General features: G+C 42.1%; 23 protein-coding genes and 1 tRNA gene. 22 read left to right on the top strand and 2 right to left on the bottom strand.

Annotated features, from left to right (window positions below):
- The first annotated feature begins 48 nt into the window (after window positions 1–48).
- From Ami103574_RS11585 to fucO, 6 genes are all read left to right on the top strand, one after another.
- The gene (locus Ami103574_RS11585; protein ID WP_163067167.1) at window positions 49–1,191 is read left to right on the top strand and encodes a GGDEF domain-containing protein; all 1,143 of its coding nucleotides are present in this window, start codon (window positions 49–51) and stop codon (window positions 1,189–1,191) included.
- Between the two features lie 50 nt (window positions 1,192–1,241).
- The gene (locus Ami103574_RS11580) at window positions 1,242–2,741 is read left to right on the top strand and encodes a histidine kinase N-terminal 7TM domain-containing diguanylate cyclase (protein ID WP_163067166.1); all 1,500 of its coding nucleotides are present in this window, start codon (window positions 1,242–1,244) and stop codon (window positions 2,739–2,741) included.
- Between the two features lie 14 nt (window positions 2,742–2,755).
- Window positions 2,756–3,178 (top strand): N-acetyltransferase, encoded by a 423-nt coding sequence (locus tag Ami103574_RS11575; RefSeq protein WP_163067165.1) that lies wholly within the window; start codon window positions 2,756–2,758, stop codon window positions 3,176–3,178.
- Between the two features lie 165 nt (window positions 3,179–3,343).
- Window positions 3,344–3,805: a hypothetical protein gene (locus tag Ami103574_RS11570; protein WP_163067164.1), complete on the top strand. Its 462-nt coding sequence runs from the start codon at window positions 3,344–3,346 to the stop codon at window positions 3,803–3,805.
- Between the two features lie 110 nt (window positions 3,806–3,915).
- The gene (locus tag Ami103574_RS11565; RefSeq protein WP_163067163.1) at window positions 3,916–4,734 is read left to right on the top strand and encodes a MerR family transcriptional regulator; all 819 of its coding nucleotides are present in this window, start codon (window positions 3,916–3,918) and stop codon (window positions 4,732–4,734) included.
- 239 nt (window positions 4,735–4,973) lie between these two features.
- A complete protein-coding gene (gene fucO / locus Ami103574_RS11560; protein ID WP_163067162.1) occupies window positions 4,974–6,122 on the top strand; it encodes a lactaldehyde reductase in 1,149 nt (382 codons plus the stop codon).
- 172 nt (window positions 6,123–6,294) lie between these two features.
- Here the strand turns inward: fucO and Ami103574_RS11555 are convergent, their stop codons facing one another.
- Together Ami103574_RS11555 and Ami103574_RS11550 are read right to left on the bottom strand one after the other, a co-directional pair.
- The gene (locus Ami103574_RS11555) at window positions 6,295–6,834 is read right to left on the bottom strand and encodes a CDP-alcohol phosphatidyltransferase family protein (RefSeq protein ID WP_246213137.1); all 540 of its coding nucleotides are present in this window, start codon (window positions 6,832–6,834) and stop codon (window positions 6,295–6,297) included.
- An 82-nt stretch (window positions 6,835–6,916) separates the two neighbouring features.
- Window positions 6,917–7,813, bottom strand: coding sequence for a stalk domain-containing protein (locus Ami103574_RS11550; RefSeq protein ID WP_163067161.1), 897 nt, complete (start codon window positions 7,811–7,813; stop codon window positions 6,917–6,919).
- A gap of 206 nt (window positions 7,814–8,019) precedes the next feature.
- Here Ami103574_RS11550 and Ami103574_RS11545 point away from each other — a divergent pair.
- The 16 genes from Ami103574_RS11545 (at window position 8,020) to Ami103574_RS11470 (ending at window position 24,084) form a co-directional block, all read left to right on the top strand.
- A tRNA-Arg gene (locus tag Ami103574_RS11545) sits at window positions 8,020–8,095 on the top strand.
- A 278-nt stretch (window positions 8,096–8,373) separates the two neighbouring features.
- The gene (locus Ami103574_RS11540; RefSeq protein WP_163067160.1) at window positions 8,374–9,291 is read left to right on the top strand and encodes a stalk domain-containing protein; all 918 of its coding nucleotides are present in this window, start codon (window positions 8,374–8,376) and stop codon (window positions 9,289–9,291) included.
- Window positions 9,292–9,674: 383 nt separating this feature from the next.
- Complete coding sequence (locus Ami103574_RS11535) at window positions 9,675–10,043, top strand: ArsR/SmtB family transcription factor (protein ID WP_163067159.1); 369 nt, start codon at window positions 9,675–9,677, stop codon at window positions 10,041–10,043.
- Between the two features lie 94 nt (window positions 10,044–10,137).
- Window positions 10,138–12,252, top strand: a complete 2,115-nt coding sequence (locus Ami103574_RS11530; protein WP_163067158.1) for a heavy metal translocating P-type ATPase — start codon at window positions 10,138–10,140, stop codon at window positions 12,250–12,252.
- Between the two features lie 154 nt (window positions 12,253–12,406).
- Window positions 12,407–13,828: a MocR-like pyridoxine biosynthesis transcription factor PdxR gene (gene pdxR, locus Ami103574_RS11525; protein WP_163067157.1), complete on the top strand. Its 1,422-nt coding sequence runs from the start codon at window positions 12,407–12,409 to the stop codon at window positions 13,826–13,828.
- A gap of 240 nt (window positions 13,829–14,068) precedes the next feature.
- Window positions 14,069–15,547, top strand: a complete 1,479-nt coding sequence (locus Ami103574_RS11520; RefSeq protein ID WP_163067156.1) for an FTR1 family protein — start codon at window positions 14,069–14,071, stop codon at window positions 15,545–15,547.
- Window positions 15,548–15,632: 85 nt separating this feature from the next.
- Entirely contained in the window at window positions 15,633–16,274 is a 642-nt protein-coding gene (locus Ami103574_RS11515; protein ID WP_246213136.1) for an iron transporter, read from the top strand.
- A 115-nt stretch (window positions 16,275–16,389) separates the two neighbouring features.
- Window positions 16,390–17,640, top strand: a complete 1,251-nt coding sequence (locus Ami103574_RS11510) for a Fe-S-containing protein (protein WP_163067155.1) — start codon at window positions 16,390–16,392, stop codon at window positions 17,638–17,640.
- Between the two features lie 13 nt (window positions 17,641–17,653).
- Window positions 17,654–18,937, top strand: a complete 1,284-nt coding sequence (locus tag Ami103574_RS11505; protein ID WP_163067154.1) for an ABC transporter permease — start codon at window positions 17,654–17,656, stop codon at window positions 18,935–18,937.
- A gap of 4 nt (window positions 18,938–18,941) precedes the next feature.
- Entirely contained in the window at window positions 18,942–20,078 is a 1,137-nt protein-coding gene (locus Ami103574_RS11500) for an ABC transporter permease (protein WP_207710496.1), read from the top strand.
- A gap of 15 nt (window positions 20,079–20,093) precedes the next feature.
- Window positions 20,094–20,759, top strand: a complete 666-nt coding sequence (locus Ami103574_RS11495) for an ABC transporter ATP-binding protein (RefSeq protein WP_163067152.1) — start codon at window positions 20,094–20,096, stop codon at window positions 20,757–20,759.
- A gap of 17 nt (window positions 20,760–20,776) precedes the next feature.
- Complete coding sequence (locus Ami103574_RS11490) at window positions 20,777–21,223, top strand: FMN-binding protein (protein WP_163067151.1); 447 nt, start codon at window positions 20,777–20,779, stop codon at window positions 21,221–21,223.
- 36 nt (window positions 21,224–21,259) lie between these two features.
- Complete coding sequence (locus Ami103574_RS11485; protein ID WP_163067150.1) at window positions 21,260–21,712, top strand: DUF4418 family protein; 453 nt, start codon at window positions 21,260–21,262, stop codon at window positions 21,710–21,712.
- A complete protein-coding gene (locus Ami103574_RS11480; RefSeq protein WP_163067149.1) occupies window positions 21,694–22,905 on the top strand; it encodes an ABC transporter permease in 1,212 nt (403 codons plus the stop codon). Before Ami103574_RS11485 ends, Ami103574_RS11480 begins: the two co-directional genes overlap by 19 nt.
- Window positions 22,905–23,609: an ABC transporter ATP-binding protein gene (locus Ami103574_RS11475; protein ID WP_163067148.1), complete on the top strand. Its 705-nt coding sequence runs from the start codon at window positions 22,905–22,907 to the stop codon at window positions 23,607–23,609. The genes Ami103574_RS11480 and Ami103574_RS11475 overlap by 1 nt, the downstream gene beginning before the upstream one ends.
- 82 nt (window positions 23,610–23,691) lie before the next feature.
- A complete protein-coding gene (locus Ami103574_RS11470; RefSeq protein WP_163067147.1) occupies window positions 23,692–24,084 on the top strand; it encodes a metal-dependent transcriptional regulator in 393 nt (130 codons plus the stop codon).
- Window positions 24,085–24,146: the final 62 nt, after the last annotated feature.

Below are 24,146 nucleotides of genomic sequence, written 5' to 3'. Positions count from 1 at the left end.
TATAATTAATGCCCGGTATGAGATGTTGCCGGAGAAGGTAAGAAGAGTATGGATAATGAACATTTAAATAACAGATATATTTACACCGTACAGGAAGAATACACGAAGATTGATGGAAAGTGGCTTCAGCTTCATTATAAGACATCTGTGGCTTTAGTTTTCTTTGCTTTTTTAGTAGAGCTTGTGCTGGGTTTGTTTTTAATTCATTCAGATCTGCTTCAAACAACCGTTCAGCGTTTTTTTCTGAAATTCCTGGTGGTTCCAAGTGTGCTGAATTTTCTTTGCATTGGGTTGGAAACCTGGATAATTAAGTCAAGGTTTTTTTCTCAGGCTTGTAAGATTTATTCGGTTTCTCTTGTTTTTGTGTGCATCAATTTCGTTCTTTTTACGGTGCACAGTGCGTTTTCTACCATCTATTATATTCTTGCTATAGCAATCTTGTTGACCATCATCTATGCCAACTATTGGGTAACAGCGGTTACAGCCGCAACCGGGATTCTATCCATGGTCATCTCTGAGCTGTTCATACAATGGGACTTGGATAAGGTCAGTCTTTTTCACAGCACTTATCGTTTAAGCGAGTTTTTGGTTGCATTGATAACCCTTAGCGCTTTTTCTGTGGCATGCATGGTCATCATTCGTTTTGAGCGGAAGAAAAATAGTGCCAGCATCCGAAAGGAAATTGAGAGGCGGCAGCTTCAACAGCGGGTCTACTTGGATGAGATGACGGGAATCCATAATCGAAAGGCCTTTCATGATGAATTGAAAGCAATGGAAGCAGGAGCTGCTGAGGCAGTGAATATTCTTGCCATGATCGATATTGATAAATTCAAGATTATCAATGACACCTGGGGGCACCATGTAGGAGATCGCTGCTTAATTAAATTTGCAAAGATTTTGCAGGAAAGCGATGGAAAGCATGAGAATATTAGGGCTTTTCGCTATGGAGGGGATGAGTTCTGTTTGCTGTTCTGGGATATGAGTATGGAAGAAGCCGAAGGCGTGTGCCGGCAGATACAAGAGAGAGCCAATGAGCTTGATTTTGCAGAATCACCAGAACTCAAGATGCTGATTAGCTTTGGACTGGAGGCGGCCTCAGAGCCGATGGACAGCAGTAAGCTTTTTATTTATGCGGACCGAGCTTTGTATCAAGCTAAAAAGGCCGGCAATGCGATCTGTGTTTATGAATAAAAGAAGCTGTTTACATACAAGATTATTTTGGTATAGAGGAGGTCCTTAAATTGAATATATTTGTTTGGTTTATGCTTATTTCGACGGTGGCCTCTGTGATTTTGCTGATATATGCTATTGCAAGCCATAATTCGGAGCGGTCTTTTTTTCTGATACTTTCTTCTATCTGCACTTTTTTATATGTGTCTGGGTATCTACTGGAAATTATTTCGCCTACTTTGGATTCGGCTTTTATGGCCGTGCGGGTTCAAAAAATGGGCTCTCCTTTTTTCGTACTGCTAAATTATCTTTTTATAAGGGATGTTTATGGGGAAAAGCGCTTCAGCCCACGGGCATATGGTCTGCTCTTTGCTATTCCTGTAGTGAACCTGTTTACGGCCCAAGCATTTCCGCTGGTTCGGCTGCACTATACCCGTATTGAGTATTTTTACAATGGATTGATTGCCAACTGCCAGGGTGATCCGGGGCCAGTGAGCTATTTAGCTATTGCCTATAGTTTTGTGTTCGTATTCTTGAGTCTTCGACGGATTATAAGGCATTTGAAAGGGACAGGCAGGCTGCAACGGAATCAGAGCCTTTGTCTGCTCTTGTCACTTCTCTTTCCGTTATTCGTGAACATCTATCACAACTTGTCCTTGGATCACTTGCGATTGGATTTGAATCCTTTTGCTGTTTCGATTTCTCAGGGCCTTCTTTTATATTCTGTACGTAGGCAAAATTTGTTGAATGTGGTGCCTTTGGCACGGGCCCAGGTCATTGAATTCATGGTTGACGCATTTATTGTTTACGACAAAGATTTTCGACTGTTAGATGCGAACCAGGCAGCAAGGGCACTGTATCCTGAGCTGAATGATTTAGGACCGGGAGAAATCATGGAGAAGGTCAAGGCGCTTGAAGGTGAACGGGAGCTGCGCTTAGAAATCGATGGAACAATACGATTTTATAAGATAACCCGAACTGATATTTTAAAAAATGGCAAAAATAATGCAGTCTGTCTGGTATTCCACGATATTACTGATAAAGAAAATGAATTAAAAAAGCTGTATGGAAAAGCGACATTTGATCCGCTGATGAACATTTATAACCGGGCTACTTTTTTTGACCAAGCTCATTTTATGCTAAGTTGCAATAAGGCAAAAAGATGTTCTTATGCCTTGCTGATGATTGATTTAGATAACTTTAAGGTAGTGAACGATACGTACGGCCACTCTTGCGGAGATATTGTATTGAAAACCATTGCGGTTATGGTCAAAGGGCATTTCCATGAAAATGATGTGCCGGGACGCTATGGCGGGGAGGAAATTGTGGTCTTGCTGGAAAATATCCCGGTGAGAAAGCTACATGCCGTGGTGGAAAAGCTTCGTATAAACATTGAGAACAGGAGCATTTCCTATCAAGGGAAGGAGTTGAAGGTTACTGTCAGCATTGGCATGACTTATTCTCCGGCAGGGAATGCTCATTCATTGAAAGACATGCTGATTCAAGCGGATTCCGCCTTATACAAAGCCAAGAACAAGGGACGTAATCAGATTTACTTTTATGATGAATAAGAATGGAGATTAAGATGATTAGGGATTTTAACAAGGACGATTTAGAACGTATTATGAAGCTATGGCTTGAAACCAACCTTCAGGCTCATGATTTTATTGAAGGAGAGTATTGGCGGGGACACTATGAGATGGTGAAACAGATGCTGCCCCAGGCGAATCTCTTTGTTTGGGAAGATTCCCGCGACATCCAGGGGTTTATCGGGCTGATGGATAATTATATTGCTGGGATTTTTGTGGATGCCGCTTGCCAGTCTAGAGGTGTGGGTAAAGCGCTGCTGGATTATGTGAAGCGGAGCCATGATGAATTATCCTTACAGGTTTATAAACATAATGTACATGCGGTTGAATTTTATAGCCGGGAAGGATTTACTGTTGAAAAAGAGCAGCAGGATGGGGATACTGGTGAAGCGGAGCTGGTGATGGGATGGCGGAAGTAGGAAAATTTAAAAAAATATAATTTGTTCGAAAAAATCAGCAAATTATACATTTTATGACAATTATGGGTGATATAATTCTTATGTGCACAAAAAGTAAGTTGGAAGGCTTATGATTGTGTATTGGATTCTATATGCGTAAAGTTAGATGACTTATGAGGTATAAAGATGTTGCTTAGTAAGAAAAAGTGGGTTATTGCTGTCATCTTGGTCGCTGTCTTGGCAGTTATAGGGGGGGCTGCCCTACAGAGTCGGCAGCTTTGTCCGGAAAATCAATTTGGCATAAAGGAAGGGGATCCGTTTTATTTGACCCATTTGTATAATGTAAATGGTGTGGTGGGAGCTGAAAAAATGCAATTTACACCTAAAGAAAGAAGAACAATCATGAAATTCCTGGCCAGCTTGGAGCATAAAAAATCCTTAGCTCTTCCCACAGAGACAATATATGGAGTACCTGTGAGGCTCGTAGTCCCTGAAGAAGATGGAAGCAGAACAGATTTTTCGTTTAATGAGGATATTCGGTTAGGCAGGTACGATCAAAATGGAAAACTGCTAAGCTTGGATTCCTATACGTGCAGCAAGCGGGCGCGAAGCAATGTGTGTAAAATACTTGGCATAACCTGGGAATAGCTTCTTGGTCGGTAGCCTTGATACTTTTTTAAAAACCCCCTTGACTCTTACACTGTGGCATACTCTACACTGTAGATGAGCTCAAAAAACACATATGTGAGGAAATAAATATGCTGAAAATAGGTGATTTTTCAAAACTATCAAGGATTAGCATTCGAATGTTGCGGCACTACGATGAAATCCGTCTCTTGACTCCCCAGACTATTGATACCAGCACGGGTTATCGCTATTATAGTGAAGAACAATTGGCTGATGCCGGGCGGATTGTGGCCCTGAAGGATATGGGCTTTGGCCTTTCCGCCATCGGAAAGATTCTGGCGCATTACGATGACCCCCAAGCGCTGGCGGAGTTTTTGCAAATAAAGCAGAGCGAGGTCCAGGAGGAGGCTGAGGAGGTAAGTCGTCGGTTGCTGCTCCTTGATACAGCCATAGAACGGCTGAGAAAGGATGAAACAGCGATGAACTATAATGTAACAATTAAGGCTCTGCCAGAACGGTATGTAGCCAGCGTACGTCAGGTAATTCCCACTTATGACCGGGAGGGAATTTTATGGGAGCTGCTCATGAAGGAGACGGCAGACAGGAATATGCAGATAGCAGATCCTTGTTATGGTATGGCCGTCTTCCACGATGTGGGATATAAAGAAAGCGATGTCGACGTAGAAATTCAGATGTCTGTTGTTGGGGCTTATGAGGATACAGAACATGTATTTTTTAAAAAGGTACCTAGTATCGAATTTGCTTCAGCCATCATCAAAGGCGACTATCAGGGATTGACGGAAGTTCATCGAGGGGTGGCACAATGGGTTCGGGATAACGCGTATGAGTTTAACGGGGCCATGTTCTGCATTTATCACGTCAGCCCAGCTCAAACCCAGAATCCCCAAGAATGGGTGACAGAGGTTTGCTATCCGGTAAAGAAGAAATAAGGATGTAAAAATAATTGAAACACAGGGACCGCCATTTCTTGAAATCGAGATGGCGGTCTTTGTCATGAAGATGAGGATTACTTAAAGATTAGCCATGATCTTGCCAGCAGGAGAAATAAAAAATTTTCACCCTAAATTGTCTGAAAATTACCGTATAAAAAGTAAAAGGGCCATGTTAAAATGAAAAAAAGTGGAAATAACAAGATTAACGATTCCTATTTAAACGCAAAGGAGAAAAAATGGCAAACAGATTTGTATTGAATGAGACTTCCTACCATGGAGCAGGTGCGATTAAAGATATCGCTAGTGAGGCGGTTGGACGGGGCTTTAAAAAGGCGTTTCTTTGCTCAGACCCAGATCTGCTGGAGTTCGGTGTAACCGGAAAGGTCATCGGCGTGCTGGAGGAAGCGGGGTTATCCTATGAAATTTATTCAAACATCAAAGTAAACCCTACCATTGAGAATGTGCAGATGGGTGTAGAAGCATTTAAGAAAGCGGGAGCAGACTACATCATTGCTGTGGGTGGAGGTTCCTCCATGGATACGGCCAAGGGAGTGGGCATCGTCATTGCTAATCCAGACTTTGAAGATATCAGAAGCTTGGAAGGCGTTGCGCCTACTACGCAGAAATCTGTGCCGATTTTTGCTGTACCGACTACGGCTGGAACGGCGGCAGAGGTGACCATAAACTATGTAATCACAGATGTGGAGAAAAATCGGAAGATGGTCTGCGTAGATCCGAAGGACATTCCGGTAGTGGCTTTTGTGGATCCCGAAATGATGGCTTCCATGCCTAAGGGGCTGACCGCAGCCACGGGTATGGATGCGCTGACACACGCTATCGAAGGGTATATTACGGCAGGAGCTTGGGAATTGTCCGATATGTTCCATCTAAAGGCTATTGAGATTATCTCTCGTTCTTTAAGAGGCGCTGTGGATAATACGGCCGAGGGACGGACCGATATGGCGTTGGGCCAATACGTGGCAGGCATGGGCTTTTCCAACGTGGGCCTTGGTATCGTGCATTCCATGGCACATCCGCTTGGAGCCCTGTACGACACGCCACACGGCATAGCCAATGCCATTATCCTTCCTACAGTTATGGCGTATAATGCAGAGGCTACCGGAGAAAAATACCGGGAAATCGCAAGGGCTATGGGCGTAGAAGGCGTGGATGCCATGTCTCAGGAGGAATACCGCCAGGTGGCCATCGACGCGGTAAAACAGTTGTCTGAGGATGTGGGTATTCCGGTAGACTTAAAGGACATCGTCAAGGCAGAAGATATTCCGTTCTTAGCTCAATCGGCTTACGACGATGCTTGTAGGCCGGGAAATCCAAAAGAAACCAGCGTAGAGGATATTACCGTCTTATATGAATCACTGATTTAGCGTGTTTTTTATGCCATAAGCTGCCGTGATATATTTAATTTTGAAGCAATTTTGACTCTATAAATTCTATAATAAAGGTGGGGGTAAACAATTACCTCCACCTTTAAAAATGTCACTCCTTAGACCAGCTTGAATTCTGTTATCAGCAAAAGCAGTTCTCAGTTGAATTTGCTTATTTGCTGAAAATGGACACTCTATCTCTGTGCAATGTCTTTGAAGTTAGGTTAATTAATAACTCCTCAGATGCCGAAATACTGGCTAGACAACAAATGGTAATAGCAGTGATTTCTTTCCCCAAAACAAAAAATAAAAAGGGAAAGAAAAACAAAACTAAGCCGGTAGCCTTATTGGCATAAGTGTGCAAAAAAGCGAGTTGATGATATTTGGCAAGACCTAAGGCTATTGAAATCAAGCGTACTACAGCAATGGCAGCTATCCAATAGATCATTCCCAATGATAGGTTTATAATTGGTATAAAAATTAGCAGCACAATACTGATAAATACTAGATCGCAAAGGCTGTCAAATACCTGACCGAATTTGCTGGAAACGTTGAATTTCCTTGCAATATATCCGTCTAAAACGTCACTCACTCCACCTATAAGATAAAAGAAAAAGAATAGCGCAGAGAGTGGTTTGACAAGCAATAAAGCAATAGAAGAAAATAGCCGAACAGCTGTAATACAGTTGGGAATGTTTTTAATGACTTTCACCTCCCAGTGAATATAATCGATTTAATTTCAAACGCCAACTAATTTTGCTATATTTCTAGTATGGACTTTAAAGCCATCAAAATTACAGATATGTTTTGGCATAGCTCTGGATTGCGTCTAACAGGACTCTTCCAGGTATATCCTGGTACTCACTGTAAACATCGCCAAAGGTCTTCAGACACCATGTCTGCCCATTTTTCATCTCTAAAAGAGGAAACAAAGTATAAAGTGAATCGACGGTATGGGTGTAGGTTGTGCCGTTTACATCTGTCCAAGTCACCTTTTTGTTCATATCCGGCTTATTCAATTTTTCAACTGACACATCGATAAAGACGGAACCCTCTTTCTTTATCGTTAAAAGTGCCTGATATTGACTTTCATAGGGGTGTCCCTTTACTTCATACATATACGCGGCATCAGGAGAGGGTACGGTATACAACTTTAGTAAGTCGATATCACCATACATGTCTGTTAATTTAATATCTGTATAATTTTGTGCATCAATTGCTAATACTTCTTGCGGATTATCTGTAGCTAGTCCTAATACCACAACTTTATGAGCATTGTCATATCCGATGCCCACTCCTAAACTACTGGAAATCGCTTTTAGAGGCACGAGTGTTTTACCTGACACGATTTGAGGCGGTACATCAATTAGGACAGCTTTACCATTGACATACATAGTTTGATCTCCAATTTTCATTTGAATTGTTATGGGTGTCGTGTCTGGATATACTGCGGTAATGCTTTTTTCGGCAGAGTTCCATTCTACGGAACAGCCAAAAACATTTTCAAAGATTTCTCGCATCGGAACCATTGTTCGTCCTTTAATAATCTGCGGCGGAACTTCAAACTGAAGAAAGCTGCCTTGATCGATAATACGAACCTGATCTGCGGCAAAGGCAAGAGGGGTTGACATCGTAATCAGCATCGCAACTGTAAGAAAGCAGGTTAAAAACTTCTTCCATTTTCCACTCATTTTTTTCTCCTTCTTTATGGGTATATTTTCCATTATAACTTATTTAAATTATACATCAGCAAGATGAAAAATCAACCGTCAGCCGATTGTTTTTATGTTTACACATGCGGGTTATTTAAAAATTTATCAGATGAAGGAATATTTCTAATCTTTGTACTTGCATTTATGCAAATGTTGGTATATACTATTTTTTATTGATTAGCTATGGGGCACTAGCTCAATGGATAGAGTCGCAGACTTCGAATCTGTCGGTTGGGGGTTCGAATCCCTCGTGCCTCACCAAGTAAAACCCCCTTCAAATAACTGCATTTGCAACGTTTGGAGGGTGTTTTTTTATTTTTTAATCTATACTTGACTGCAAGCTTAATGGCTTATTTTGACCTCGTGGCACGCACTAGGTGTGACTTTTTGCGTGCCACTTTTAGGCATGTCGGTTACTTTTTTATTAGTGAAATTAATTTAATATTGGAAAAATTTAAGATTAAAGGTTGAATATGTATTTGTAGAGGGGTAAACTGAAAGAAACTATTTTTTATCACAATCCAGAGAGGAGTTAAAAAATGAAACAGTTTAAAGGGTTTATTGTAGGGTTTATCTTTGCCTGCTTATTAGTGGTTCCAACTACGGCTTTAGCGGACAATATTCAGGCACAATTCAATACGGTCAACATAACCGTAGATGGTAAAAATGCCGTTAAACAAGGGGAAAATTATCAATTATCCGATGGAAGTTCAGTACCGTTCAGCATTACATATAAGGGTACAACCTATTTGCCTGTACGAAAGGTAAGTGAGTTGTTATCACTAGGGATTGATTATGACAACACAAGTAAAACGGTAAAAATAATTACAAGTGAAACAAAGGATACGAATGATACAAAGGCGCAGACACCGAGCACGACAGCAAATCAGGCTACAACGAGCCAGACGACGACTAATCAGTCAACTGTGACGGATAAGGCTTCGAACGCAGATACGAATAAAACAAATACTACCGTTCAGGACTTAAAAGCAGTTTCTTCTGGTTATTCAGTTTTCAATGAGGTAACCAAGGACGTAAATGATGCTGGAAAGAAAGTTCAGCATGTTGTTGGATATAAAGAAAAGAAATGGATAGATGTATTAACTTCTGATGCAGATATCATAAAAAACTGGTCTCAAGTAAAATGGAGCGCTAATGGATTTAGCAAGTCAATTTTATATAAACTCGACTTGGCTTCTAACGGTGTGATTGTGGGAGCTCAGGAAATAAGTGCTAATTTGGGACCTGTAAAAATTGATCAAGGAAATAACAGAGAAAGCATAACTATCGGAGACAAAACCTATATGTTGTCAGAAGATGTCGTTATATATCAGGTGACGGATGACGATGAGTATAAGCTGTTTTCAGGAAATTTGAAAGATAAAGACATTGTGCAGTTATTTGATACTGATAGCTCTAAAGATGGCTATGAATTTGTGATTTTTTTGCGTCCATAAGAGGTCAAAGCTTCTTTGGAGAGGCATCCTAATGGCTTTCAAAGCCAATTGTTACAGCAGAAATATAGTATTAAATGGAAGCAGCGATTCTTATCTAGCCTGCTGAAATTGCTTAAAAGAAGTCAATTCCCAAAATGGATTGACTTCTTTTGTTTTTTGAAACCTTGTGACTCATCATAACTTTAATGGCTTATGTTGACTTAAGGCACACATTAGATGTGGTTTATATTCTTTATAATGGGTGACTAAACGAGTCTTATTTAAAAAATAATAATTGATTAGAACTATATTCGTTTAAGGCGGATGTATTGACTATAAAAGGATAGTATGCTACTATAACGAATAAACGAATGCTTATATATTTATTTCAGGAGGGCAAATTTATGAGAAATAAAAAGGAAGATGGCGCCTTGTGTAATTGTACTATTATACATGAAGATACATTAGAGCGGGTAAAAAGTGAAATGACACAGGATGACCAACTGTTTCAAATGGCGGAGCTTTTTAAAGTGCTGAATGATCCAACTCGGCTTAAAATAGTGAATGCTTTGCTGCTCTCAGAAATGTGTGTATGTGATATCACCGCCCTTCTTAATATGACTCAGCCTGCTATTTCTCATCACCTTAAGGTGCTTCGGCAAACACAATTAATTAAATATCGCAGAGATGGTAAAATTGCGTATTATGCATTGGATGACAGCCACATAGGGCTGCTTTTTGAGCAATGTTTAGCCCATGTAATGGAAAAGTAAAAAGGACTTAAGAGGCCTCCTTTATTCCCTTATGACATGAGAAAAATTGATAGACTATAGTAGAGAGCCCTTAAAAACTATAAGGAGGATTAACATGGAAAAAATATTTATCCTTGAAGGCTTGGGTTGTGCAAATTGTGCAGCAAAAATGGAAGCAGAAGTGAAAAATTTGGATGAGGTAACCTTTGCTTCAGTAAACTTTCTCTCGAGGAAGCTTACACTGGAGACTAAACCTAATGCGGATATTTCTAAGTTAAGTAAGAAGGTTGAGCAGGTTGTAACAAAGATTGAGCCAGGCGTTAAGGTTTCTTTTGAAGAGGGGGCGGTTAAGTCTGGCATATCAGATCAGGATGATGATGAAAATCGCAAGAAGCAAATCATAAAACTTGTGATAGGCGGTGGAATCTTTGCAGTAGGCGTCGTTTTTCCGTTTTCGCAGTGGGTGGAACTTGCCATATTTGTAGCGAGCTATATCATCGTTGGAGGAAGGGTTGTGCTTCGGGCAATCAAAAGTATTACACGCGGCCAGATCTTTACGGAACATTTCCTTATGAGCATTGCTACAATCGGAGCATTCTTTGTTGGGGAATACCCGGAGGGTGTCGCTGTTATGGTGTTTTATCTGGTCGGCGAGCTCTTTCAGGATATAGCTGTAGATCATTCCAGAAAATCGATCAGTGCACTAATGGATATAAGACCGGACCATGCAAATTTAAAGGTTGGCGATGAGCTGAAGACCGTGTCACCTGACACGGTACATGTTGGAGATATTATCGTAGTAAAACCGGGAGAAAAAATTCCCTTAGATGGTAAGGTAATAGAGGGTATATCGATGGTGGACACTTCGGCGTTGACTGGTGAAGCTGTGCCTCGTGAATTGAAACCCGGCGCAGATGCCCTAAGTGGATTTGTCAATAAGAACGGAATTTTGACTCTTGAAGTAATAAGAGACTACGGTGAATCAACTGTATCTAAAATCTTGGATCTCGTTCAAAACGCCAGCAGCAGAAAAGCACCGACGGAGAATTTTATAACAAAATTCGCACGCTATTATACGCCGGTTGTTGTATTTGGAGCTTTAGCACTGGCAATCATACCGCCTTTATTAATAAAAGAAGCAACCTTCTCTGAATGGATATATAGAGCCTTGGTATTCTTAGTGGTTTCTTGTCCATGTGCGTTGGTTATTTCTATCCCTTTAGGATTCTTCGGTGGCATTGGAGGCGCTTCGAAAAGAGGCATCTTAGTCAAGGGCAGTAACTATTTGGAAGCGCTCAACGATGTTGAAGCCGTTGTGTTTGATAAGACTGGTACCTTAACAAAAGGTGTATTCAAAGTCACAAGCTTAAATGTGCAAAGTGGTTTTACGGAAAAAGAATTAATTAAATATGCGGCTTATGCGGAAAGTTACTCAAGTCATCCAATTACTCTTTCTATTTTGAGTGCCTATGATGGGGATATTGATAAAAATAGTATGGAAGAGTATGAGGAAATTGCCGGTCAAGGCATTAAGGTAAGAGTCGAAGGCATGGAAATTCTTGTTGGTAACGCTCGACTAATGGGTAGTGCAAATGTTCACTACGATGATGTTGAAACTTTTGGTACAGTTGTATATGTTGCTGTCAATAAGAAGTACGCGGGCAGTATTATTATTTCTGACGAGGTGAAAGAAGATTCAGCTAAGGCAATTAGGGAACTTAAATCTCTCGGCGTTAAAAAAACAGTCATGCTGACAGGCGATCGCAAAGCAGCGGGAGAAAAAGTAGGTAAGCAGCTGGGGTTGGATGAGGTGTATGCCGAACTGCTGCCAGCCGATAAGGTAGAGAAGATAGAGGCAATGGAAAGCAGAAAAAGCCGCAACGGGAAGATTGCCTTTGTTGGTGATGGCATCAACGATGCGCCGGTGCTTGCAAGAGCTGATATTGGAATAGCTATGGGCGGGCTAGGTTCTGATGCGGCAATCGAAGCTGCGGATGTTGTCATCATGACAGATGAGCCTTCCAAAATATCTTCTGCCCTGAAGATTGCAAAAAGAACAAGAGACATTGTATTTCAAAATATATTCTTTGCGTTAGGTGTCAAAGCGGTGTTTTTAGTTTTAGGTGCCTTTGGGGTAGCTTCCATGTGGGAAGCGGTGTTCGCGGATATGGGCGTTGCCCTCATTGCCATTCTTAATGCAATGCGCGTGATGAATACAAAGGATATATAGAAATATTTAAATTACAATGATTTACTTATTTAAGCAAGAATGATAGGCTTCATTCAATCCATGGATTGGATGAAGTTGGTGTGTGTATAATTTTGAGCAAAGGTTAGCTTATGCTAATCGAAGATGCGGCAAGGTTTTATGGAGGAATGGATATATGTTTGTGCTAGATGAGAATGAAGAGATGCCTTTATATGTTCAATTATATCAGCAGATAAAGAACGATATTATAAAAGGGGATATAAAGAGTGGAACAAAACTTTTATCCAGCAGGAAGTTAGCCATGGACCTACGGATAAGCAGGAACACGGTTGAATTAGCTTATGATAAATTGTCCTCAGAGGGATTTTTGATCAGTAGACCTCACCAGGGGTATTATGCCGAACTGCCACTTATGGAAGCATTGGATAAACAAGAAGGAATAGGGAAGCCACAGCTGGAATTAGAAAGCCAGGATGATAAAAATATAATTTATGATTTTCAAAATAAAAGGCTACACCCGGATGAGTTTCCTTTCGGAAGATGGAAAGCACTTACAAACAAGTGCTTCCTTGATTATAAAAATGGATTTTTGCAGTATGGTTGTCCTTTTGGCGAACCAAGTCTGCGCGCTGAAATACAAAGACATATCTATCATCACAGACAAGTAAAGTGCCAGGCCAAACAGATTATTATTGGGTCAGGGACACAATTTTGCCTAGAACTTATTTGCCATGTGTTAACGGACCAAAATATGAATATTGCCATGGAAGAGCCGGCATATAATCGAACCCGTATGACCTTCCAGAACAACGGTTTTCATATTCGGCCGATACAAATGGATGAACATGGAATAGATATAAGTCAGTTAAAGAATAAGACTGTTGCAGCAGCCTATGTGACCCCCTCACATCAATATCCGACAGGTATCATTATGCCCAAAACGCGTAGGGTGGAATTGGCCGAGTGGGCAAAATGCAACGATACCTTCATTATTGAAGATGACTATAACTGTTGTTTTCAGTATGATATAAACTCAATTCCCTCCATCCATTCGTTTTGCAGCGATCGGGTAATTTATATGGGGACCTTTTCCGATTTGTTATTTCCGGCTATAGGGGTGTCCTATATGGTGCTTCCAGAACAACTAGTAGACAAATTGTGTGAGCGTTACTGCCATGATACTACATTTGTACCTTTTCTTACTCAAAAGACATTAGAACTCTTTATGCGTGAGGGGTTTTGGGAAAAGCACATGAGAAAAACCATTTTGCATCAGCGAAAAAAGCGGGATGTACTTGTTAAGTCACTGAGGCATGAATTTAAGGATAAGATTCATATTTGGGGGACCCATGCAGGCCTTCATATATTGGTGCAGGCAAAATGGGCTGTAACCGAAGAGGAACTGATTGCGCAAGCCAATGAAATGGGTGTGGGTGTGCAGCCAACAGCTGAGTTTTGGAGTTGTACACAAAACATGAAAAACGGATTAGTTCTTTTAAATTATGGGGGTATGCTATTGGAGCAGGTCCCCGCCGCAGTTAAACTGCTTCGCCAGGCGTGGCTTAAAAATGAAAAGGGGGCTGTAAAAGAACTTTAATACTAGTTTTGTGCATTTTAGATAGGGAGAGAATCGTGAAATCAAAAGGATAAGACGATTCTCTCCCTATTTGTATAGCACAGATTTTCAGCAAATATCGGCTACAGAGTTGACTTTAGGCTAAGTCTGGCCCTATTATAAAATCTTCAAACTGGCCCTTGTACTTTATGTTAGCTTAAGCTAACCTGATAGATAGTATTAATAGATACTATTTTAAAATTTGGAGAAAGGAGGTATAAAATGCGAAAAATATTAGTTCCGGTTCTTTCAATGATGATGATCCTCATCAGCATGTTTCCTACTATGGCCTTTGCTGAGACTGCGGAGAAATCAGCAGCAGAGCCCTACTATGCCACTTGGGACGAATACAAAGAGTCTGGACAGCCAGCTTCGACTTGGAACGATGTGGTCGACGCAATGGAGGTTGTGCTTGAAACTGGCAAGGCACGCTATGCTGCCGGAGATACCAGGGGGGCATATGACTCCATAAACAATGGCTATTATGGCTACTATGAGACTACTGGCTTTGAGCGAATTGCCATGGGCTATATCTCTGGCTCAAGAAAAACGGAAATGGAGCTACAGTTCTCGGCTTGCAAAGCCGTAACTAAAAACGGCGGAAGTACAGATGAGTTTAACAAAGAAGTGGATTTGCTTGCGTCCATGCTCCGGGAAGATGCTCATGTGCTGGATGGCACAACTGGCAGTAATAATGCTTCCAATAATTCGGGGGCTTCGGCTGCTGGCGGAAGCTCTGCTGCGGTTGCCACGTTCGCTGCCTGTTTTTCAATCATGCTGCGTGAAGGCTTTGAGGCGATTCTTATCGTAGGCGCTATCGTGGCATACTTAGTTAAGTCTGCGGGTGATGATATCGGACGCCGCAAGAGGCTGGTGACTCCTATTTATGTAGGGTCTATTGTCGGCATTGTGGCGAGCTTCGTACTGGCTTGGCTATTAAATTTATTAAAACTAGCCAACAGTGCTTCTCAGGAAGTTATAGAGGGTGTTACCGCCCTACTGGCTGTGTGTGTACTTTTTTATGTCAGCAACTGGATGCTGTCTAAATCTGAAACCGATTCATGGACATCTTATATTAAAACCAAGACCGAGAAGTCGTCCCTATTAGGAAGTACTTTTGCACTGACGTTTACTGCGTTCTTGGCTGTTTTTCGGGAAGGCGCTGAGGTTGTTCTCTTTTACCAGCCTATGTTGTCTAACAACAACGTCGGCAGTGTGTGGGCAGGTTTTATAATCGGTTGTATTTGCTTGGTATTTGTTTATTTAGCTATTCATTTCCTTAGCATCAAAATTCCGATCAAGCCTTTCTTTACAGCAACTGGTGTGTTGATGTCTTTGATGTCGATTTCCTTCCTTGGTGCGGGCATTAAGGAACTGATTGAAGGCGATATCATTACGATGTCTTCACCTGATTGGCTGGCTTGGATTCCTACCAATGATATTTTGGACGTACTAGGCATCTATCCGACCCTTCAGACTTTGATACCACAGTTGATTCTGTTGGTGATTGCTATAATTCTTTTTGTCATTCAAACAAAAAAGAATCATGCCATCCACCTGGAGGCTGAAAAAAAGCGGGCCGAGGAGCGTATCCTTCGGGAAGCTGAAGAAAAGAAAGCAAAGCATGAAGCGCTAAAAGCTGAAGTCAGAGGCATACTGGAAGAGCTGCTTGCTGAAAAAGATTCCACAGCGCACAGCTGATTCGTAACATTTGTTAATTCCCAGGACAGTTAATTGAGCTTTCTTGGAGTTAAGATTAAATTATACATTTTAGGAGGTATAGATCATGAAAAAAATATTTGTTTTTGTTCTCGCACTGGCAATGGTTATGTCGATTGCGTTCACTGGCTGCTCAAATGGGGATGAGACCGACGGAAATTCCAACAACGCGGCCAACCCACCTGCTGGCACATCAACAGGTGATAATGGAGACGATGTGGCTGCACCAGGAGAGGCTGCCGGATTTGAGGAATTCCCTATTGGTGATGACATCGAATTACCACCGCTGAATGTGGCCGCTGTGTATTTCCAGCCAGTTGATATGGAACCGGCTGATAAAGCAGGCCTGCCAGCTTCCGAAGCCGACATGCATATAGAAGCAGATATATCCGCATTGAAGAATGACTTGGGTTACGGCGTAGGTGATTTTGTTCCAAATCTTACAGTTAATTATGAAATTACCAGTGAAGATGGTAAAACAAAAGTAGAAGGAACTTTCATGCCGATGAATGCCAGCGATGGCCCTCACTATGGCGCAAATATCAAGCTGGGTCCAGCTGGTACATATAAAGTACGCTTTACGATTGAAAATCCTGAAGCACAGGGTTTCCTCCTCCATGTTGATAAAGAAACAGGCGTTACTGGAAGGTATTGGACTGAACCTCTTGTGGCAGAATGGGATTTTGATTATGTTCCAAGAGTTTGGTAGTCTGTTTGTTCGATAGATATTAAAGGGAACGGATACGCGCCATGGGTTCGTTCGCGCGCAGGCGCGAAACTATCATGGCGCGTATTCTTTATGTTTACGGGGAGGTGGTAACACCATGCTGAAATATCTCATACAGGTTGTGCAGAATTCGCTTACCACCGGAATTCTTTTAGCAATGCTGTTTACACTTGCACACCTTAACAATAAGCAAAGACAGAACAAATGGCTATTTAGAGGATTTGTAGTTGGGGTTGTATTCGCGATTATATTATCGTTTCTCAAAGCCACGACGGTGCTGATTAACAGAGAATACTTCAATATTGGTATTTTATCTGTTGCCATCTTTGCAGCTATCCTTTTTTATATGCTTTCTTGGGGTGTTTTTCAAAAAAAAATGCCTGTACTTCATGAAAGAATATGGACTGGTATAAATGCTACATTAGTGGCCTCGCTGTTGCTCTATTGCCTGCCGGATATATTTCTGTATCCTACAGAGTTTGTCATGACAGGAGAAAGCATATTTGGCACTGATTTTCTCTTTAAAATGATTGGCTATCTGACAGGTTTGCTGATTGTGGGGCTGGCCGGGCTGGCTTTATATAAAGTCGGACGGAGTCTAACCTTTCAATCGGTGCGCATTTTATTAACTATTATCCTTCTGGTTAATATGGTCAAGCAAATTGCCACCATTGCACAGTTTTTACTGGCAAGGCGTATTATTCCCATGTCAAAAGGTGTATTTGAATTTATTAAAATAGCGGTTAACTATAATGACTTTTTCCTATATGGAATCATGGCGGTTACTATGCTGCTGCCGGTTGCATTATGGATAAAAAGCTTACATCCTAAAGAAACCTATGTCAATCCCGCACAGCATAGGCGAATCCGGGCAACCTCACGCAGGCAAAGACGCTGGTGCGCCGTTGTGGCAGTAGGATATATTCTGGCGGTTCTAAGTTTGACAGCGGTAAGGGCTTATGACCAACGGGAAGTCGTGCTTTCTCCTGCCGAACCCATGGACATCGTCGGCAGCGAAATTGTTATACCACTTGAAAGTATCAGTGATGGTCATTTGCATCGATATATTTATACAGCCTCAAACGGTACGGAAGTTCGATTTATAGTTATTAAGAAGAATACAGTAGCATTTGGAGTGGGCCTGGATGCTTGTGATATTTGCGGTCCAACCGGTTATTATGAGCGGGAGGATGAAGTGATCTGCAAGCTTTGCGATGTGGTCATGAATAAGTCTACAATCGGATTTAAGGGAGGCTGCAATCCGGTTCCCCTCTCGTATAGCTTAGAGGGCGGTAGTATGGTGATACAGACACAAAATTTGGAAAACGAAAAGAGCAGGTTTGAATAAGGGAGGTGATTTTATGTTCTGGAGAATGGTCAAAGGGGCGCTATTCCGGCAAAAAGGAAAAATGCTCATGATTGCATTTACGATTGCATTAGGAGCCTCCCTTGCCACTGCCATGCTCAATGTCATGATGGATGTTGGGGATAAGGTCAATCAGGAACTAAAGACCTATGGGGCAAATATTAATGTCGTTCCCAAAGCGGCTTCTCTGCTCGATGATCTTTATGGTGTTGCAGAAGGTTCTGGCGGGTCCGATCAATATTTGAATGAATCGGAACTTGGAAATATTAAAACCATATTTTGGGCGTTTAACATCGTAGATTTTACGCCGTATCTGGAGACCTCCGTGAAGCTGGAGCCGGGAGCAAGGGATACTAAGCTTGTGGGCACATGGTTTAAACACCATTTAGATCTTCCCACAGGGGAATCGTTAGATACCGGCATGAAAAGTATGAAAAGCTGGTGGGAAATATCCGGCGATTGGCTGACCGATCAGGATGAAAACTTTGCGATGGTGGGCAGCCTTGTGGCAGGTAGAAATAATATTCAAGTAGGTGATACGATTACCCTTGAATTACGAGGAAAAACAAAGAAGTTGACGGTTAAGGGTGTTTTTAATGCCGGAAGTGATGAGGACGAGCAAATTTATGTCCCTTTGCAGACGGCACAGGAATTGACAGGGCGTGCAGGGCTTGTAAGCCGAGTTGAAGTCAGTGCTTTAACAACACCTGACAATGAACTGTCCCGCAAAGCAGCACAAAATCCAAAAAGTCTTTCTATTAAAGAATGGGAAACGTGGTATTGTACGGCTTACGTCAGTTCAATTTCTTATCAAATACAAGAAGTAATCACGGATTCAGTTGCAAAGCCTATTCGCCAAGTTGCGGAATCCGAAGGCGCAATTTTAGAGAAAACGCAGCTGTTGATGCTTTTAATTACCATTTTAAGTTTAGTTGGTTCAGCCTTGGGCATTTCCAACCTTGTTACGGCCAGCGTGATGGAACGCAGCCGTGAAATCGGATTGCTAAAAGCAGTTGGAGCGCATAACGCGCCAATTTCGTGGCTTGTTTTAACAGAGATACTTGTTACAGCAGTTGTAGGGGGTGTTGTCGGATACTTTGCCGGGCTTGGCTTTGCTCAGATTATCGGACAGTCCGTCTTTGGATCAGCCATTGTTATCAAACCGATGGTGATACCTCTTGTAGTAGTTTTGGTATTTATTGTAACCTTAGCCGGAAGCATTCCGTCTATCCGGCTTCTGTTGTCCCTTCGCCCGGCAGAAGTTTTACATGGCAGGTGATTATATGAAAAGACAAACGATGTATTTTAGAATGATAACGAGCTCACTCATTCGCCGCCGCTCCAGAATGCTTGTGGCTTTATTGGCGGTAGCGATTGGTGCGACAATTCTATCCGGACTTGTTACGATTTATTACGATGTTCCGCGGCAGATGGGCCAGGAATTTCGTTCTTACGGCGCAAATCTGATTTTTGTGCCCGCTGGCGAGGAGTCGGCGATTAGTATGGATACGGTTAAGGACGTAACGGATTTGATTCCCGCAAATGACATTGTAGGTATCGCACCGTATCGCTATGAGACTGTTAAAATTAATGAGCAGCCCTTTATGGCGGCAGGTACAGATCTGGCAGAAGTGAAAAAGACCAGTCCCTATTGGTATGTCTCTGGAGAATGGCCGGCAAACAAGGAGGCTGTGCTGGTGGGGCAGACCGTAGCAGACTTAATCCGCCTTTCTCCGGGTGATGCCTTTACCGTAACGGGTATAGCTGCAAACGGGGAGAGCTTCAGTCAGGACTTTACGGTATCTGGAATTGTTCAAACAGGTGGAACCGAGGAAGACTTTCTCTATATGTCTTTATCAACCTTGGAGGACCTGATGGGAAATAACGGAGAGATTGATGTGGTGGAATGCAGTATCTCTGCTTCTCAGGCCACCTTGGACAATCTTGTAAAACAAATAAGTGATAACGTCGGAGAAGTCACGCCACGCCTTGTAAAACGTGTCACACAATCAGAGGGAACCGTTTTAACAAAGCTTCAGGCATTGGTTTATCTTGTGACGGTGGTGGTGCTAATCCTCACCATGGTTTGTGTCGCAACCACGATGATGGCGGTTGTCGCCGAACGGCGTAAAGAAATTGGACTAAAAAAAGCATTAGGTGCTTCTAACAAAAGCATTGTCATGGAATTCCTAGGAGAGGGGTTGTTTTTAGGCGGGTTAGGCGGTTTGCTCGGTGTCGTACTTGGATTTATATTCGCTCAAACAGTCAGCATGAGTGTTTTCAGCCGCTCCATATCCTTTCAGCCGCTGTTAATACCGGTGACAATGGTTGTTTCCATTGCGGTAACTGGTCTTGCATGCTTGTTGCCTGTCAGGAGTGCTACCGATGTAGACCCTGCGATTGTTTTGCGCGGTGAATAAAGGAGGGAAACATTTATGAATTTATTGGAGCTTAAAGACATCTCAAAAATCTATGGTAATGTGAAGGCATTGCAGAATGTTAATCTAGAAGTTTCCCAGGGGGAATGGCTGGCAATCATGGGTCCTTCTGGATCGGGGAAAAGCACCATGATGAACATCATTGGGTGCATGGACAAGCCTTCAAATGGTTCTGTTATACTGGATGGCTTAAATATTTCAAAGGAAAGTGCTAAAAGTTTAACCAATATCCGTCGGGATAAGATTGGACTGATTTTTCAGCAGTTTCATTTAATTAACTACCTTACAGCGTTGGAAAATGTAATGGTTTCACAGTATTATCATAGCATGCCGGATGAAAAAGAAGCCTTGCAGGCACTGGAACGCGTTGGGTTAGGAGATCGAGCCAAACACTTGCCGAGTCAGCTCTCGGGTGGGGAGCAGCAGCGGGTGTGTATTGCCCGAGCACTTATCAACTATCCGATGCTCATTCTCGCAGATGAACCTACAGGAAACCTGGATGAAGCAAATGAGGGTATCGTGATTGATATTTTCAAGCAGCTTCACAAAGAGGGCAGCACCATCGTGGTTGTTACCCACGATCCGGAAGTTGCCGAGGAAGCTCAGCGAACCGTTGTATTGGAGCATGGCAAAGTTGCGAGGATTGTTCAGAATAAGCCATGATGGAGGAGGTGCATTAGATGAAAAAAAGGATTATTTCTGTGGTGGCTGTATTTGCCCTTACCTTGGGGCTGCTGTCCGGGTGCGGCGAACCGTCCGACGAGGCAGGAAATCCGGTAGATTATACCGCAGGAACGTATACCGGCCAAAGCAGTGAGGATGACCGGGGAGCCTATGGTGAGGCAACAATTACTATCGAAGATAATGTAATAACCGATTGCCAATATGTCACCTGGCAAAAAGACGGAACGGTGAAAGACGAAAATTACGGGAAGGTAAACGGTGAAATTTCTAATAAGGATTATTATGACAAGGCACAGCTGGCGGTCGAAGCCATGAATCAATATGCACAGGCGCTGGTAGAAAATCAAAAGCTAGAGGATGTAGATGCCGTATCTGGTGCGACGATTGCCTTCAATCAATTTAATGAAGCTGTGAGCAATGCCCTTAAGGAGGCAAAAGAATAATACTTTAGTCAAAATTAACTTTCAGGAGGCAATTATATGAAAAATAGATTATTGTCTGGCATCGTTGTTGCTGTCTTAGGATTATTGACAGCACTTGTGCCAGTCTGCATTTTCCAAACTTGTTCAAAAACTATTGAAACCGCAGCGGGTGGTATGGTGCCAATGAAATGCTTCTGGTCTGGACAGGCTGAAATTGGCATCGGCCTTTTAGTTCTGTGTGGCGGATTGCTGCTTGTTGTTGTCAAGGCTCCGCTTATCCGGTTGGGAATCAGTATGATGACAGCGTTGACAGGCATTATAGGAATTTTAATCCCTACTGTCCTGATTGGGGGCTGTGAGATGGCTACAATGGCTTGCCAGATGACAACCTTTCCAGCCTTGATTGTAATCCAGATTTTAATACTAGTAACTTGTTCTGCAAATATAATTTATCTTTGGAGACGGAGTTCCAAAAATACAGGAGAGAACAAATGGACAACAAGCCATTAACAACTGTTAGCATCGCTATTCATAACCTAAAGCGCAAGCCGTTTCGATCCACCGGACTGATTCTTATCGTAGCTATTTTCGCTTTTGTCCTTTTTGGCGGGACCATGTTGTCAAAAAGCCTGGAGAATGGCATGGATAATCTGTCAAAAAGAATGGGTGCGGATATTCTTGCTGTGCCCTATGGATATGAAGGGAATCTTCAAAGTGCCTTACTCCGAGGAGAACCCAGTACTTTTTACTTCGATGTGGATACCACGGAAAAAGTAGCCAGTGTTGAAGGGGTGGAAGCGGCATCACCCCAGCTTTATATTGCCACACTTAGCGCTGGGTGTTGTGCTTATCCCCTTCAGCTCATTGGCTTTGACCCCGAGACAGACTTTGTCATCCAGCCATGGATGTCAAGCTCGCTTAAAGATTCCCTTGCAGATGGTCAAATTGTAATCGGCAGCAGCATTAATGCGGAAGTAGGACAAAAGCTTAGATTCTTCGATCAAAACTTCTTGATCGCCGGTCGTTTGGAGAAAACGGGCATGGGGTTTGATACTTCTGTGTTTATGAATCTTTCCACGGCAAAAAAGGTGGCACGGGAATCGGAGAGACTGCAAGCACATCCAGTTGCAGAAAATACCGATTTAATTTCGTCCATCATGGTAAAAATTAAAAACGGCTACGAGGTAAAGGATGTAGCAAACAACATACTCCAGACTTATGCCAAAGAGAATGTACATGTAGTTGTGGCAAAAAATATGATGAATGATATTTCCAGCAATCTACAGGGACTGACAAGCTATATTTTCTTGCTAACGGTTATCCTATGGGTGTTGGCAGTCGGTGTCCTTATTATTGTATTCTCTGTTACCCTAAATAGCAGGAAAAGAGAATTCAGTATATTTAGGGTTTTGGGGGCAACAAAGAGCAAGTTAGTCAGACTAATTCTTTGTGAAGCTTGTTTGGTCAGCCTGTTGGGCAGCCTAGCTGGAATGATAGCGGCAGCGTTAGTCGTTTTCCCTTTCAGCACCTATATCAGCTCACTGCTAGGACTACCCTACTTACAGCCTTCACGGGGAGCTTTATCCATCTTGGCGGCGATGAGCTTTCTGATCTCTTTTACGGTCGGTCCACTTGCTTCAGCTTATGCTGCAATTAAAATAGGAAGCTCGGAGATCTATACTACGGTGAAGGAGGGGGAATAATGCTGTTTGAAATAAAAGGATTAAGTAAAGAATATAAGCGTAGGGAAAACGTTTTTTCGGCGGTGGACAACGTAGACTTATCCATTGAGCGAGGTGATTTTGTCAGCATTATCGGGCGTTCAGGAAGCGGGAAAAGCACTCTTCTCAATATTGTTGCTGGGCTTTTGAGGCCCACGTCGGGCTGTATCAAGTTGGAGGGGACCGAGCTCTACAGCTTGAGAGACCATGAAATATCGGCGATTAGAAATTCTCAATTGGGATATATCCCCCAAGGCTTCGGGGCACTTTCCAATCTGACTGTATTTGAGAATGTTAAACTGCCATATTTCCTTTTCAAGAGACAAGGAGATGCTTCTGGGCGAGCATCCTTTCTTCTTAATGAAGTAGGGATATCTCATCTTGCAGATATGTTTCCTTCTCAGCTCTCCGGTGGCGAGCTTCGTCGTGTCCTCATTGCAAGAGCACTGATGAATGAGCCCAATATTCTTATTGCTGATGAACCAACTTCCGATTTGGATATAGAGACAACGAAAGAGATCATGGAGATTTTTGCGCGGATTAACAAAAACGGCACAACAATTTTGACTGTTACACATGAACTGGATACGTTGGGGTTTGCTAATAGAGTGTTGACTATGGCATCAGGAAAGTTAACGGAAGGAGTACCATTTAATACTTGCGCAAAATTTTCTACAGAGCTCTAAGTCAGGGAAAACGTAATAAATTGTTTTCTTAAACAAATTATATAAATAAACGGCGTCGGTGTGGTAAAAGGTGATAAAATAAATGGAAAAGTTGTCTGCTGCAATGGAAAACTATCTAAAAACAATTTATATCCTCTACCGTGAAGAAGGGGTTATACGAGCGAGTTATATCGCATCTAAAATGGGTGTCACCAAAGCGAGTGTATGCCGTGCAACGGATATCTTGTCTCAAAAAGGATTAGTCACTAAAAACAAATATTACAGCTTAGCACTTACACCTAAAGGACTGAAACAGGCTGAGCTTATCACTAATCGATACAATATTATCCATACCTTTCTCAATGAAATCTTGGACATTGAGCCATCTGTTGCAGAAAAAGATGCATGCAGCTTTGAACATAACATTAGTCTGGAAAGCTTACAATCAATGCACCAGTACCTGAAGATATATAGGCAAAAACAAAAATGCGAATGAGTAATTATGAATAATCATATAGTGGCTATTGAATATAAACCGCTATATATAATCTGCTAAAT

This window comes from Aminipila butyrica, from assembly GCF_010669305.1.
In the GTDB taxonomy this organism is placed as follows: domain Bacteria; phylum Bacillota; class Clostridia; order Peptostreptococcales; family Anaerovoracaceae; genus Aminipila; species Aminipila butyrica.
This window is presented reverse-complemented; position numbering and strand designations above follow the sequence as displayed.

What these genes read in the sequence shown, in the direction of transcription:
- Ami103574_RS11585 (WP_163067167.1), top strand. Translation starts at nt 49, where the DNA reads ATGGATAATGAACATTTAAATAACAGATATATTTACACCGTACAGGAA.
- Ami103574_RS11575 (WP_163067165.1), top strand. Translation starts at nt 2,756, where the DNA reads ATGATTAGGGATTTTAACAAGGACGATTTAGAACGTATTATGAAGCTA.
- Ami103574_RS11570 (WP_163067164.1), top strand. Translation starts at nt 3,344, where the DNA reads ATGTTGCTTAGTAAGAAAAAGTGGGTTATTGCTGTCATCTTGGTCGCT.
- Ami103574_RS11565 (WP_163067163.1), top strand. Translation starts at nt 3,916, where the DNA reads ATGCTGAAAATAGGTGATTTTTCAAAACTATCAAGGATTAGCATTCGA.
- fucO (WP_163067162.1), top strand. Translation starts at nt 4,974, where the DNA reads ATGGCAAACAGATTTGTATTGAATGAGACTTCCTACCATGGAGCAGGT.
- Ami103574_RS11550 (WP_163067161.1), bottom strand. Translation starts at nt 7,813, where the DNA reads ATGAGTGGAAAATGGAAGAAGTTTTTAACCTGCTTTCTTACAGTTGCG.
- Ami103574_RS11540 (WP_163067160.1), top strand. Translation starts at nt 8,374, where the DNA reads ATGAAACAGTTTAAAGGGTTTATTGTAGGGTTTATCTTTGCCTGCTTA.
- Ami103574_RS11535 (WP_163067159.1), top strand. Translation starts at nt 9,675, where the DNA reads ATGAGAAATAAAAAGGAAGATGGCGCCTTGTGTAATTGTACTATTATA.
- Ami103574_RS11530 (WP_163067158.1), top strand. Translation starts at nt 10,138, where the DNA reads ATGGAAAAAATATTTATCCTTGAAGGCTTGGGTTGTGCAAATTGTGCA.
- pdxR (WP_163067157.1), top strand. Translation starts at nt 12,407, where the DNA reads ATGTTTGTGCTAGATGAGAATGAAGAGATGCCTTTATATGTTCAATTA.
- Ami103574_RS11520 (WP_163067156.1), top strand. Translation starts at nt 14,069, where the DNA reads ATGCGAAAAATATTAGTTCCGGTTCTTTCAATGATGATGATCCTCATC.
- Ami103574_RS11515 (WP_246213136.1), top strand. Translation starts at nt 15,633, where the DNA reads ATGAAAAAAATATTTGTTTTTGTTCTCGCACTGGCAATGGTTATGTCG.
- Ami103574_RS11510 (WP_163067155.1), top strand. Translation starts at nt 16,390, where the DNA reads ATGCTGAAATATCTCATACAGGTTGTGCAGAATTCGCTTACCACCGGA.
- Ami103574_RS11505 (WP_163067154.1), top strand. Translation starts at nt 17,654, where the DNA reads ATGTTCTGGAGAATGGTCAAAGGGGCGCTATTCCGGCAAAAAGGAAAA.
- Ami103574_RS11500 (WP_207710496.1), top strand. Translation starts at nt 18,942, where the DNA reads ATGAAAAGACAAACGATGTATTTTAGAATGATAACGAGCTCACTCATT.
- Ami103574_RS11495 (WP_163067152.1), top strand. Translation starts at nt 20,094, where the DNA reads ATGAATTTATTGGAGCTTAAAGACATCTCAAAAATCTATGGTAATGTG.
- Ami103574_RS11490 (WP_163067151.1), top strand. Translation starts at nt 20,777, where the DNA reads ATGAAAAAAAGGATTATTTCTGTGGTGGCTGTATTTGCCCTTACCTTG.
- Ami103574_RS11485 (WP_163067150.1), top strand. Translation starts at nt 21,260, where the DNA reads ATGAAAAATAGATTATTGTCTGGCATCGTTGTTGCTGTCTTAGGATTA.
- Ami103574_RS11480 (WP_163067149.1), top strand. Translation starts at nt 21,694, where the DNA reads ATGGACAACAAGCCATTAACAACTGTTAGCATCGCTATTCATAACCTA.
- Ami103574_RS11475 (WP_163067148.1), top strand. Translation starts at nt 22,905, where the DNA reads ATGCTGTTTGAAATAAAAGGATTAAGTAAAGAATATAAGCGTAGGGAA.
- Ami103574_RS11470 (WP_163067147.1), top strand. Translation starts at nt 23,692, where the DNA reads ATGGAAAAGTTGTCTGCTGCAATGGAAAACTATCTAAAAACAATTTAT.